The organism is Xanthomonas citri pv. citri (assembly GCF_000961215.1).
GTDB classification, from domain to species: Bacteria; Pseudomonadota; Gammaproteobacteria; order Xanthomonadales; family Xanthomonadaceae; genus Xanthomonas; species Xanthomonas cissicola.
In genome coordinates this window covers 702,796-715,707 of the sequence record NZ_CP008998.1, presented here as the reverse complement: position 1 = coordinate 715,707, position 12,912 = coordinate 702,796, and the positions used below count along the sequence as shown (strand labels likewise).

General features: G+C 65.1%; 10 protein-coding genes and 1 other RNA gene. 6 read left to right on the top strand and 5 right to left on the bottom strand.

All coding sequences use genetic code 11. The annotated features are described in order from the left end of the window. Positions 1-457 precede the first annotated feature (457 nt). Entirely contained in the window at positions 458-1,387 is a 930-nt protein-coding gene (locus AMD14_RS03640; protein ID WP_003489747.1) for a GAF domain-containing protein, read from the top strand. 220 nt (positions 1,388-1,607) lie between these two features. After that, positions 1,608-1,684: non-coding RNA, sX9 sRNA (locus AMD14_RS22745), on the top strand. A gap of 210 nt (positions 1,685-1,894) precedes the next feature. On the opposite strand, the gene AMD14_RS03635 is transcribed toward AMD14_RS22745, so the two are convergent. Together AMD14_RS03635 and AMD14_RS03625 are read right to left on the bottom strand one after the other, a co-directional pair. Next, positions 1,895-2,800, bottom strand: a complete 906-nt coding sequence (locus tag AMD14_RS03635; protein ID WP_171843854.1) for a hypothetical protein — start codon at positions 2,798-2,800, stop codon at positions 1,895-1,897. A gap of 602 nt (positions 2,801-3,402) precedes the next feature. Further along, a complete protein-coding gene (locus AMD14_RS03625; RefSeq protein WP_011050425.1) occupies positions 3,403-4,155 on the bottom strand; it encodes a DNA-formamidopyrimidine glycosylase family protein in 753 nt (250 codons plus the stop codon). A 104-nt stretch (positions 4,156-4,259) separates the two neighbouring features. Here AMD14_RS03625 and AMD14_RS03620 point away from each other — a divergent pair, with 104 nt between their 5' ends. The 3 genes from AMD14_RS03620 (at position 4,260) to AMD14_RS03610 (ending at position 8,096) form a co-directional block, all read left to right on the top strand. Next, positions 4,260-5,030: a DUF72 domain-containing protein gene (locus tag AMD14_RS03620; RefSeq protein ID WP_011050424.1), complete on the top strand. Its 771-nt coding sequence runs from the start codon at positions 4,260-4,262 to the stop codon at positions 5,028-5,030. A gap of 272 nt (positions 5,031-5,302) precedes the next feature. After that, positions 5,303-6,976 carry an alpha,alpha-trehalase TreA gene (treA, locus tag AMD14_RS03615; RefSeq protein ID WP_011050423.1) on the top strand — a complete coding sequence of 558 codons (1,674 nt, stop codon included), beginning with the start codon at positions 5,303-5,305 and terminating at the stop codon, positions 6,974-6,976. A 424-nt stretch (positions 6,977-7,400) separates the two neighbouring features. After that, positions 7,401-8,096: an AIM24 family protein gene (locus AMD14_RS03610; protein ID WP_015472615.1), complete on the top strand. Its 696-nt coding sequence runs from the start codon at positions 7,401-7,403 to the stop codon at positions 8,094-8,096. Positions 8,097-8,433: 337 nt separating this feature from the next. On the opposite strand, the gene AMD14_RS03605 is transcribed toward AMD14_RS03610, so the two are convergent. Continuing rightward, positions 8,434-9,336 carry a magnesium transporter CorA family protein gene (locus AMD14_RS03605; RefSeq protein WP_005915485.1) on the bottom strand — a complete coding sequence of 301 codons (903 nt, stop codon included), beginning with the start codon at positions 9,334-9,336 and terminating at the stop codon, positions 8,434-8,436. 245 nt (positions 9,337-9,581) lie between these two features. On the opposite strand from AMD14_RS03605, the gene xopV reads away from it, so the two are divergent. Continuing rightward, on the top strand, positions 9,582-10,577 hold the full coding sequence (gene xopV / locus AMD14_RS03600; RefSeq protein ID WP_040107728.1) for a XopV/AopV family type III secretion system effector: 996 nt from the start codon (positions 9,582-9,584) through the stop codon (positions 10,575-10,577). A gap of 86 nt (positions 10,578-10,663) precedes the next feature. Here xopV and cycA read toward each other — a convergent pair whose 3' ends face one another. Both cycA and AMD14_RS03590 read right to left on the bottom strand, forming a co-directional pair. Beyond that, positions 10,664-12,040, bottom strand: coding sequence for a D-serine/D-alanine/glycine transporter (gene cycA, locus AMD14_RS03595; RefSeq protein ID WP_011050419.1), 1,377 nt, complete (start codon positions 12,038-12,040; stop codon positions 10,664-10,666). Between the two features lie 402 nt (positions 12,041-12,442). Further along, the gene (locus AMD14_RS03590; protein WP_003490008.1) at positions 12,443-12,658 is read right to left on the bottom strand and encodes a hypothetical protein; all 216 of its coding nucleotides are present in this window, start codon (positions 12,656-12,658) and stop codon (positions 12,443-12,445) included. Positions 12,659-12,912 lie beyond the last annotated feature (254 nt).

Here is a 12,912-nt window from a genome sequence, read left to right as displayed (position 1 = left end):
TCGGCGCATCGGTCGCTGCCCGGATGATCGTCGCCACTGCGGTGTTGCACCCCATGTGGCTGCGGCGCTATGGCACCAAGACACATGCGCTGCTGCCCCATGGTCGCCAGCCTGCAGGCGTGCTCGACAGCAATAGGGATACAGCAGGGCGTTCCGTCGTGCGCATCGTGTTGAGACAGCAATCATCCCGGCCCACGACTGCCGGACGGGCACAGCCGGCGCGGTGCAAGCTTGCTGCATATGGCCGGGCGGAACTCGGCAGCGCGTGCCCAACCGTTCACCTGTGTTTCGCCAGGGCAGCGCATGCCCACTCGGCAGACAACCACGACGCACGCTGTCGCTGCCATCACGCAGCGTTGGCGTCTCGACCGCTGTCCGCATGGCGGCATCCACGCCGCGTTGCCGGCGCTGCCGGTATCCTTGCGGCTTTCGCGTTCGCGCTTGCCTGGCTTATTCGATGAAAGACATGCCCGTGGCTGACGAAGCCTCTCGCCAACACGTTCTGGACGGCTATCGCATCGTCGACAGCCTGCCAGAGGACACCTATCAAGACGTCGTGCAGGTTGCCGCCTCTCTGTGCGACACACCGATCGCGCTGATGTCGCTGGTGGACCGCGACCGCCAATGGTTCAAGGCGCAACTGGGTCTGGGCGTGCAGCAGACCGACCGCAGCCAGGCGGTGTGCGACCACGCCATCCGCAGCCCCGAGCAGCTGATGGAAGTGCCGGACCTGCGCGAGGACAGCCGGTTTGCCGATATCTCGGTGGTCACCGGCGACACCGGCGCGCGGTTCTATGCCGGCATGCCGCTGGTCACCTCCGATGGTGTGGCATTGGGTACGGTCTGCGTGCTCGACACCGAGCCACGCACGCTCACCGAGTTGCAGCGCACCGGCCTGCAGGCGCTTGCACGGGTGGCCATGCGTCTGCTCGACGAGCGCAAGCGCGAGCTGCAGCTCGAGCGCGACGCCATCCTGCAGCCGGTTGCCCCGGTCGCCAGCCAGGCCGTCGCAGACACGGGTTATCACCTGGTGATTCTGGAAGTGCAGGAATTGGCCGCACTGGCCGAGCGCCAGAGCGAACGCCTGCTCGGGCGCAACTTGCAGCAGCTCGACCAGGCGCTCGCGGCCTTGGTGCAGGGGCCAGGCAACAGCATCGACCGTGTCACCGACAGTGCGGAATTCATCGCCGTGCTGCGCGGCCCCGACGCCGAGCGCACCTTGCAAAGCCTGCGCGAGATCGCCCAGCAACAACATGCCCTGGGCCTGACCGTCTTGTTGGGCCAAGCGCAATCCACTGGCCCGGACGAGCCGATCGGCCAGGTGTTTCTACGCGCCGAGGTCGCGCTGAGCGCAGAGAAGGATCGTTACCGGCAGCGCCTGGCCTGAGGCCTGCGAACCGATCTACTGCGTCGCAGACGTACCCTCAGCCCAACCCCTCTCCCGCTAGGAGAGGGGCTTTGAAGCGAAGCGCCAGCGCTGAATTGTTCCGCGGTGGATTCACCCTCGCCGCTTGGCTTGAACTGCAAGGCAAAGCGGAAGCGATTTAGAGCAGCTAACAAAACGACTGCGCAGCCGCCAGGCGGGCGCGGCCGTGCTCGGAATCGGCATGTACCACGCGTACACTCCGGTTCTGAGCGCGCCGTCCGCGCCCACCTGACAGCTGCTCGCTACGTTTTGTTAGCCGCTCTTAAGCCCCCTCTCCTCTCCCGGCGCGGCGTAAAGGCACCGCCTGCACGCCACTGGCGTGCGTGCCTTGGAGCGCCCGCGCTGCAAGCGCGGGCAGGGGCGCAGAACGGGGGTTGGGGTGAAGGTGCGGCGGCACTGAATTGCTGAATCTCGCGATGACACTGCCGCATTCCCAGCTGCGTCTACACAGCACCACAAACGCGCCTTTCACCCCAGCGCGCACTGCTTCAACTGGCGATCGGCGTACCACAGCGCGCGACGGGCCAGGTCGTATGCGCTGTCGGCCTGACGCGGCAACATCTGTGCGGCCACCACCGGGTCGGCGCCGTTGTTCAAGGCGTGCTCGGCGCGTTCCAGATCCGACAGGTGCGTGCGCACCGGCGACAACAGCGACGTGCGCCTGGAGGCATCGCAACGCGCACTGCGCTGTTCCAGCGCCGCCAATGCCTCGCGGATGCGACGGCTGGCTTCACCCTTGAGGTCGGGCAGCGTTTCATGCGCAATCGGCGCGGACTTATAGGCATCGCCCGTCGCCTCGCTGCCCATCTCGGCCTGATTGCCGGCAAGCGCGGGATTGAAGCGCACCTCCGGCGGCGGACGCGCCTTGGCAACCTGGGTCTGCGGCCCGTTGAGCATGTCGTTGAACTTCTTCATGCCGCGATTCATTTCCTGCACCGCCACATCGCCCAAGGTGCCATCGCTCTTCCAATCCTTGGCGAAGCGGGTTTCCTGGTATTGCACCGGGTTGACCCGCTCCATGATCTTGCGCGCCTTGGCCTGCGCGCGTTCGTCGGTCATCCCCGGCGGCACCGCACTGCCGGTCTGCGCCATGGGGTCCACCTGCGCCATGCGCAGGCGCCCGTCGCGGGTATACAGCTGGGCCGACATGGAATCGCTGGCAGGCGCAGTGGCGGCTGCCAGCTGCCGCGGCGGTGGCGGCGTGCGCGTGGCTGGCGGCGCCGCACGCGCGGCCGAGGCAACGCGCGGTTTGCGCTCGGGCTCCTGCGGCGGTTGCTGTGGTGTCGGCGGCGTCTCTTGCGGTCGCGGCACGAAATACACCTGCAACGTGTCGTCGTGTTGCAGGGTTTGGCGCGGCGGCGGCATGTACAGCAACAGGCAGGCAAGAAAGAACAGGATGGCGCCCGTGCATGCGACAGCGGCGACATGCGGAACAAGCGCTTCCTTCCTGCGGGTAATCACAATGCGGGAGACCGATGAGATGAGAGTGCCGATGCCGCACACAGCGAACCGTGATGTGCGACGCGCAAATCTAGCGGGCACAGCGCCGGCGCGCGTTTGTAATTCGTTGTTTGGCTGGGAAGGGCCAGCCGCCATTCACATTGCGCCGCAGGCTGGCGCAGGCGAGTGGCAGTCCGCCGCGGGCCGAACAGAGGGCGTGCCGGTGAGCGCATTCGACAAGAGCATCCGCGAACATGAAAAGCGAATCACTGGCCATGCGATGCGCAGGCCAACCGCCAGCACCGCGAAAACGTCGCACCTCGCGCAACGCCCAACCCCGCCGTGCATATTCCCCAACGCTGCTGCACCGGTACGCCTGCGCTCCGGCGAAGACGCATCGCCGTCCCATTACTGGCAAGCCTAACGACAGGCGCACGCAGGTCTCGGCCCGCACGGACTGCTGCTGAGCGATCGCAATCCATCAGCATGCATTCCCCGATCCGATCGCCGCTTTCCGGGCCGCGGCGCGGCGTACCTCAGGCCTCGTCGGCGCGGTACAAGCGCTGGCATACCTCGCAGAAAAACGCGCGACGCCCGGCCTTGCCCAAGTGCTTGCGGTATTGCAGCGGTGCGCCGTCGCGCGGGCAACGGGTCTTGGTGTGCACCTGATAATGCTTCTTCAGCACGAAGGCCTTTTTCCAGGTGTAGAAGTCGAAACTGTAGTCGCGTGCCTGGGTGACCAGTTCGCCCAGCTTGCGCGCCGGTAGCGCGCCCACGGTACTTTCCGGATGCACGCGGATACGATGCAGCACCTCGTTCTTGATGATGTTGCCCACGCCGGCAAAGATGGTCTGGTCGAGCAGTGCATCGGCCGCCAGCAGTGCCGGAGCGGCGCGTAATTTGCGGCGCGCCTGCGCGGCGTCCCACAGTGGGTTCATCACGTCCGCCGTCCAGTCGTAGATCTCGTCCAGCGGACGCTCGATGAACTGTACCGAGCACGCATAGAAATTCAGCCGCTGGCCTTTGGAAAATTCCAGGCACAAGCGCGGCACCGCGTTGGGTTTGTCTTCGTTGATGCGGTAGCTGCCGAACAGCAGGAAATGGATGCGCACGCTGAAGTGCGCAAATTCGATCAAAAAGTGTTTGCCCCAGCTGCGCAGTGCCAGCACTTTTTGCTGGTCCAGACGGGCGATGTCCTGCTTGCTGTTGCCGGACACACGCACGATCTTGCGACCGACGAACGCTTGGGTGTCTTCGCGCAGGATGACAAGTGAGGGACCTTCTGGCATGCGCCCAGTATCGAAGCGCTGCGTGATTCGCCCGTGATCGCGATGCACACGGCATCCTGACGCACATGCATGCATAGAGTGCTGCCGCCCCCAGCTTACCCGCCATGCCAGCTCGTCCATCCGGTGCCATTGCACGTGTGCGTTGTGGTTGCGCAGGCTGGTCGATTCCCGCCGCAGACCGCGCACAGTTCGACGAGGGCGCCAGCGTATTGCAGCGCTACGCCACGCGTTTGGACGCGGTGGAAATCAACTCCTCGTTCTATCGTCCGCACCGCGCCAGCACCTACGCGCGATGGGCCGACAGCGTGCCGGAGGACTTTCGTTTTTCGGTCAAGCTGCCACGCAGCATCAGCCACGACGCACGCCTGCACGGCACCGGGCCGCTGCTGGATGCCTTCCTGGCGCAGGCCGGCGCGCTGGGAACACGACTGGGCTGCCTGCTGCTGCAACTGCCGCCCAGCGCGGCCTTCGATGCCGCGGTGGCCGCGCGGTTTTTCGCGATGCTGCGCCGGCGCTGGGACGGCGGCGTGGTCTGCGAACCGCGCCACGCCAGCTGGTTTGCCGCACCTGCGCAGGCGCTGCTGGCGCGCCATCGGATTGCACGCTGCGCCGCCGACCCGGCGCCGGTGCCCGCGGCCTCACTGCCGAGCCCGGCTGCTGCACCGCTGTATTGGCGCTGGCATGGCGCCCCGCGTCGCTACTACAGCAGCTACGCGCACACCGCACTGCAGGCGCTGGCCGCCACGGTGCGCGCCAGCCACCCAGGCAGCACGCAGCCTCCGGCCGAACGCTGGGTGATCTTCGACAACACCGCAGCCGGGTGCGCAACCTCCAATGCGCTGGAATTGCAGCGCTTGCTGAGGAACGAACGCTAGCGCAAGCGCGGGCACGCGGCGGCCTCCCGGCACGCCAGTGGCGCGCATCTTGCAGCAGCCAGGCTGCAGGCATATCGGCGCGCCACCATTCAAGCTGCATGGCCGGCGCGCCGATATGCCTGATCGACGCAGGTTGCGGCACCCCGCCGATCAGCTTGCTGAATCCAGTCGTCCCCGTGCGAAGCCCGTCGGCGTGCCGGCAGCTCGCTCGGTCCCGCCCGCCACACCGGTCGTTTACCATGCCCTACGCCACTGCCCGTTCTGGAGATGTCATGAGTTCTGCCGCGCCCCCGTGCTGCACGTCGCTGCTTGGCCTGTCGCTGAGCATGTTTGTTGCGCCGGGCACGCTGACCGCCGCGCCGCTGGACGCTCCGGTCGTCAATGCGCCGGCGCCCACGCCGCCCACGCCCGACCTGGCCTACCCGGAACTGTTTCAGGCCGTGCAGCGCGGTGAGTTGTTCGATGACCAGAAGCACTTTGTCGACTTCCTGCCGCTGCGCGACCCGGCGCTGATCAACGCCGACTATCTGGCCCAGCACGATCACCCCGGCTTCGATCTGCGCAAGTTCGTGGACGCCAATTTCGAAGAATCGCCGCCGGTGCAGACCGATGCGATCCGCCAGGACACCGCGCTGCGCGAGCACATCGACCTGCTGTGGCCCAAGCTGGTGCGCAGCCAGAACCACGTGCCGCCGCACAGCAGCCTGCTGGCGCTGCCGCATCCGTATGTGGTGCCGGGCGGACGCTTCCGCGAGGTGTATTACTGGGATTCCTACTTCACCATGCTGGGCCTGGTGAAGAGCGGCGAAACCACGCTCAGCCGCCAGATGCTGGACAACTTTGCCTACCTGATCGACACCTACGGGCATATTCCCAACGGCAACCGCACCTACTACCTCAGCCGCTCGCAGCCGCCGTTCTTCTCCTACATGGTGGAGCTGCAGGCCGGCGTGGAAGGCGAGGCGGTATATCAGCGCTACCTGCCGCAGCTGCAAAAGGAATATGCCTACTGGATGCAGGGCAGCGATGACCTGCAGCCCGGCCAGGCCGCGCGCCACGTGGTGCGTCTGGCCGATGGCAGCGTGCTCAACCGCTATTGGGACGAGCGCGACACCCCGCGCCCGGAAGCCTGGCTGCACGACACCCGCACCGCCGCAGAAGTGACCGACCGCCCGGCCGCCGAGGTCTACCGCGACCTGCGTGCCGGCGCCGAAAGTGGCTGGGACTACACCAGCCGCTGGCTGGCCGACGGCCAGAACCTGCGCACCATCCGTACCACTGCCATCCTCCCGATCGACCTCAACAGCCTGCTCTACCACCTGGAGCGCACGCTGGCGCTGGCCTGCGCGCAACCTGGCGCGGAGTGCACCCGCGATTACGCCGCACTTGCACAGCAGCGCAAGCAGGCCATCGACGCGCATCTGTGGAATACCGCCGGCTACTACGCCGACTACGACTGGCAGACGCGTACGCTGAGCAACCAGGTCACCGCCGCTGCGCTATACCCGCTGTTTGCCGGCCTGGCCTCGGACGATCACGCCAAGCGCACCGCCAGCACCGTGCGTAAAACGCTACTGCGTCCGGGCGGACTGGCCACCACCGCAGTGAAGACCGGTCAGCAGTGGGATGAGCCCAACGGCTGGGCGCCGCTGCAATGGGTGGCTGTGGATGGCCTGCGGCGCTACGGCGAAGACGCGCTGGCACGCACCATTGGCGAACGTTTTCTGGCTCAAGTGCAGGCGCTGTTCGCACGCGAGCACAAGCTGGTCGAAAAGTACGGCCTGGAAACCGATGCGGCCGGCGGCGGCGGTGGCGAGTACGCGCTGCAGGACGGCTTCGGCTGGACCAACGGCGTCACCTTGATGCTGCTGAACCTGTATCCGGGCAAGGACACCAAAGCCGCACCCGCCAAGCGGGTGCGCAAGCCCGAGGCGGCCGCGCGCTGAGGACGGTGCCGCTGCTGCGCAGTGCGTGGCGGCAGCAGGGTCGGATCATCGGCGTTGGATGTCGGGCGGTGCACATCTTCGATGCGCAGCACAGCCGTTGCGGCAACACGACGCGCTCTGCATTTGCTGGCAACACATAGCGCGGCCGTGCGATGGGGGCATCGCACGCGCAAACTGTTGCATAAGAACGCGCCATGCCGATTGGGCGCACCGGCGAGGCCCTCCGATGGTGTGCAGCCGTCTGGAGCGCAGCGATTCGACCGGCGCCTGGTTCACCCGAAAACGTAGGGCGCGGTCGGTGATCGCCACCTTGGCGCTGGCATCGCATGCGCTGATGCGCAGCACATGGGCTCCCGGTGCCGGCCTGCGACTGCACCGCAGACGGCCGCGTATCATGCGCACTCTTTCACTCCAGGACGGACCCATGGCCGTACGCACGCTCAACGAATTTCTCGCCCATTCCAGGGAAAAGGACGTCAGCCCCGATCCGTTCGAACTGGAAAACCCGCATCTGCTGGAAGTGCGCCTCAACGGCATGGTGTGGTCCAAGGCCGGCGCCATGGTGGCGCGCACCGGAAACGTCAAGTTCACCCGCGAGGGACTGCTGGAACAGGGCCTGGGCAATCTGCTGAAAAAAGCCGTCAGCGGCGAAGGCATGCAGTTGATGAAGGCCGAAGGCCAGGGCCGCGTGTATCTGGCCGACCTCGGCAAACTGGTGACGCTGCTGCGCTTGAATGGCGAGTCGATCTTCGTCAATGGCAACGATGTGCTGGCGTTCGAATCGGGCGTCGAACACAAGATCACCATGATGCGCAAAGTGGCCGGCATGCTCTCGGGCGGGCTGTTCAACGTGCGCCTGAGCGGCCACGGCATCGTGGCGATCACCTCGCACTACGAGCCGCTGACCTTGCCGGTCACCGCCACCAGCGGCCCGGTGTTCACCGACCCCAACGCTACCGTCGCCTGGTCCGGCACGCTGACACCGGAACTGGTCACCGACGTCTCGATCGGCACGCTGTTCGGCCGCGGCTCGGGCGAAAGCCTGCAGATGCGTTTCAGCGGCGAAGGCTGGGTCGTGGTGCAGCCCTATGAAGAAGCCAGCTTCCAGGCCAAGGGCTGATCCGGGCCGCCGGCAGCAGTCAACAATGCGCATCGCCCGGTTGCACGCCACGCAGCCGGGCAGTTTTCCGGCCAACCCTGTAGGAGCGCCCCTGGGCGCGAGGGCCTTCCCGGTAACGCCACATCGCGCCCGGGGGCGCTGCTACGGGTTTCCCGCATTCTGCCGCGAGCTGCACGGCTACCGAACTGCCTCAGCGCGGCGTTGCCTAGTCTCGAAACCGCGCGCAACTGATGATTGCGCTACCGACACGTTGTAGTAGCGCACCCGGGCGCGAGCGCCTTCCCGGTAACGCCACATCGCGCCCGGGGGCGCTCCTACGGTTTTCGGCTGTGATGCGTCACACCCATCCACGCTTGCGAAACCACGCCAGCGGCACCACCACGCTCAACGCGATGATGCCCAGCGCCCAGAAATAGTTGTCGTGCCCCTTGAGTTCGGGCATGTAGGCGAAGTTCATGCCCCAGATGCCGACCAGCACGGTGGGTGGGATGCCGACCACCGATGCCACTGCCATCACCTTCATCACGTTGTTCTGGTCGATGTTGATCATGCCCAGCACGCTGTCGAGCAGGAACTCGATGCGGTCGTCCATGTGCTGATGGAATTCGCTCAGGGTGGTCAGGTCCTTGTGCAGCGAGGCGATGCGTTTGGCCGCATCGGCGCCGAACCAGTCCGGCGCGGTGCCATCCAGATACGTCACCAGACGCAGCATGCCCTGCCCGGCGCTATGCAGCCCGCCGAGCTGGCGGCCCATGTCGCCGACCTGGTGCAACATGCGCTCCAGATCCTTGGTCTTGTGTGGGCTATCGAACACCTGCCGCGTGGTCTCGGTGACTGCCGCTTCGAGTGCCTCAAGCCGGTCTGCCAACCGCCCGACCAGTTGATCGAACATGCGCAGCAACAGGTCGTCCGAGCTGTGGCAGGGCGCGTGTTCCAGCCGCGCGGGAAAGTCCTCCAACGAGCCGATGCGCTGCTCGCGCAAGGTCACCAGCATGCTGGGCGACAGCGCGAACCCCAGCGGCGCGGTGGGGCCGTCATCGTCCTGAAAACGCGGCACGTTGAGAAACAGCACATCGCCCTGGCGGCGTACCCGGCTGCTGAATTCGATCTCGCCAATCGCCGCACGATCGGGCAAGGCGAACCCCACTTTCTCAGCGGCTTGCGCCAGCTCTTGCGGACTCGGCTGGCACAAGTCGACCCAACAGTGCTGGGTTCGGGCAATCGGGTGGATCGTGATCATGCATCGGCTGTGGGATGAAAGAGCCCAAGCATCCTCCGCGTCCACCATGGCGTCAACGCCGGCGCATGCCCATCGGCGATAGCCGCGATAGCCGCGATGGCCGTGCCTGCTCACGCATGCGATCGCCGTGCGGTTTCTGCAAGGCAGCGAACGCTTTCGCCAAATCGCACATCGATTCTGCTGTGAGCGGCATGCACGTTCTGGCTGCCTTACATTTTCCGCTCACGCATTCCAGGAGTTCGCGCATGAGAATCTCCGGCTCGGCGTCTCGCCAGCGACACGAGCATATCGATCCTGTTGATCCGCGACATGCTCCATCGGTTTGCGACGACATCCAAATCGGCGTGCACTCCCAGCTCCACGGGCTCCCTCGCATGCGCCGAAGCGCATCAGCCAAGGAGCGATCGCCGGCGTTCGTCGCAGACGGCAGCCATCTCGATGCGCTGTTTGGCAGCACCCAGCCCGCGCGCGGAAAGCAACTGAAAGACGGTAGCCACCGGACGCCGATTCAGACTCAGGAAATAGAAACGCCTGCCGGCGGCCATGCGCACGTCAAGATCAATCCAACACGCCTGTTCGTCTCGACCGCTCCGGCACTGGAGATGCCGCGTCGTCTCGATCCGGCCAAGCTATCCAAAGATCTCGGGCTGAGCGAGGACGCCATCGATCGCATCAGGAGCACCCCGACGTTCCACGAACAGACTGAAACCGGCGCTCCGTCCGTTGCGCCACTCGCTCGGCGGCTGCGCCTGGACGATCTGCGCGACAAGAAAGTGGAGTACAAATGGAACATCGCCAGTAATGGCAGCCTGGTCATCGGCGAAGGGCATCCTGGCGTGGTCCTGGACGAGCCGATGACAAGCAAGGACGCGCGAAAGAAGAAACAGCCATACGCGCAAGGCCATGTCACCCTCGTGGGCGGCCAACCATGGAACAAGACCCCCTGGCAGGAAAATCGCCTGATACCCGAAGCGCGCCTCAGCGGCACCCTGTACTACAACACGGGCGGCGAGCTCTGCATCGACAACGATTCGGGGCGGTTCAGCGAATATGCCGATCGCACACCACAGCATCTCGAAAACGTCGCCAAGCTCTTTCAGCAATACGGTCTACCGGTCACGCCGCAATGGAAAGCAAAGAAACAGATCCCGTTGCAGCGTCTGCCCGCCGGCGCGACCGTAGCGCCGCCGATCCCGGCAGAGGAAGGCGAAGTCGCGCATTCTGACCCGAACGGCGAATGATCCGCCGTCCACGCGCATCGACATGACCGCCCGCAGCGTGCGTCACTGCCGCACGCTGCGCACGCAATGAGTTCCGCACGGATCGCTCAGCGCTGCCGGTTCCCGCGGCGTTTGACTGCATAGCCAATGGCCAGGAGCAGGAACCACACCGGGCTTGCCAGCAATGCCTGACGCGTGTCGTCCTGCAGGGTCAGCAGCACGATGACGAAGGCGAAGAATGCCAGGCACACGTAGCACATCAGCACGCCGCCGGGCATCTTGAACGCCGAGGCGGCGTGTTGCTCCGGGCGCTTGCGGCGGTAGGCGATGTAGGCGCACAGGATCAGCGACCACACGAACATGAAAAGCACCGCCGACAGCGTGGTGACCAGCGTAAACGCGGTGACCAGGTTGGGAATCAGATACACCAGCATTGCGCCCAGCAGCAGGCACAGGCAGGAAAACAGCAGGCCGCGCGCCGGTATCGCCGCACGCGACAGCTTGGCGAAGCCCTTGGGCGCATGCTGTTCTTCGGCCAGGCCGTAGAGCATGCGGCTGGTGGAAAAGATGCCGCTATTGGCCGACGAGGTGGCCGAGGTCAGCACCACGAAGTTGATCAGGCTGGCTGCCGCCGGCACGCCGGCCAGCACGAACAACTCCACGAACGGGCTCTTGTCGGCCACCACCTGCCGCCACGGCGTCACCGCCATGATGGCGATCAGCGCAAGCACGTAGAAAATCAAGATGCGCACCGGAATCGAGTTGATCGCCTTGGGCAGGTTGCGGCGCGGATCGGCCGTTTCTGCAGCCGTGGTACCCACCAACTCGATACCGACGAAGGCGAACACCGCAATCTGGAAGCCGGCAAAGAACCCGCCGATACCCATGGGGAACATGCCGCCGTCGTTCCACAGATTCGACAGCGAGGCCACGTTGCCCGACGGCGAGCGAAAGCCCCACACCACCAGCCCGGCGCCAGTGACGATCAACGCGGCAATGGCGATGATCTTGATCAGCGCGAACCAGAATTCCATCTCGCCGAACAATTTCACCGTGACCAGATTCAGGCCCAGCAGCAACAACACGCACAAGATCGCGGGAATCCACGGCGCCAACCCTGGAAACCAGAATTGCGCATAGGCCGCAATCGCGATGACATCGGCAATGGCGGTGATGATCCAGCAAAACCAGTACGTCCACCCACAGAAGAACCCGGCCCACGGCCCGAGCAGGTCGGTGGAAAAATCGATGAACGACTTGTATTCCAGGTTGGAGAGCAGCAGTTCGCCCATTGCGCGCATGACGAAGAACAGCATCGCGCCAATGATGAGATAGACGAACAGGATCGACGGCCCGGCCAGACTGATCGTCTTGCCAGAGCCCATGAACAGGCCGGTACCGATCGCCCCGCCAATGGCGATCAACTGCAGGTGGCGATTGGACAGGCTGCGTTGCAGATGATCGGGCGCGGACGGGTCAGACATGGGCACGGCACCGGCAAGTGAACAAGCCGTCAAAAATACGAGATCGCGCCAGCGCATACCAGGGGTTTGCGCTGCGGTAGCCGCGAGGCCATGCATGCGCCGGCGCATGGTAGGTAGGTCGCCCCATCATGGTGCGTCGGTGGTGGCATGTAGCCAGCTACCTCTCGAACGCCTGGACAAGTGGCTTCAGGCTCGCTGCAGAGCAGCTTCAGGCACGAAAGTACTCCTCCAGGCGAGCAATCATGGCCAAAGCGCGTCGCTCAGGCCGCCTCCGCTAAGCGTAAAGGACCACGGCAGGCGCGCCATGGACGCGCCGGCCTTGAAGCGCGGGCCGACGTGGGACGCGCCCGTTGCCGTGACGACGGGCAACGCCTCGCCCCCTTGTCGTTGCATGGTCAGTACTCAACCACCAGCGAGCCCGCCGCCTACCCGCCCTGGCAGCGCTCCGTCATCCTCCTGCCCCAGATCGCCCACTTCATCATTCAGGCCACCGCGTTGCGGCGGTTGTTCTTGAAGCGGCGTGTCTTGCTCGTCGGTATCGGGATCGGGCGTGCCATGTGCCAGAACAGCTGCGTTGGCGCTGGCCATGGCGGGCGCCGTGCGTGGATTCAGATGCATGAGCAACTCCGATGGAATTCACACGGGAGCGTCAACGCTAGACTGCATCGCGCTACTGCACCGTGAGCCTGCGATACGCTTCCGTGACGTGCTGTTGACGTGGCGCAGTGGAGATAGCCATCGCGACTGCGGTCGCTCAACACCGCCTAGCGCACGACGCCCGCTTGCACAGTTGCGCATGCACACCAGCGGAAGGCCACTTTCTAGCGGTAAGCAAGCCTGAGCTGGCGCGCGTTTGACGCCTCGCAGCGCAG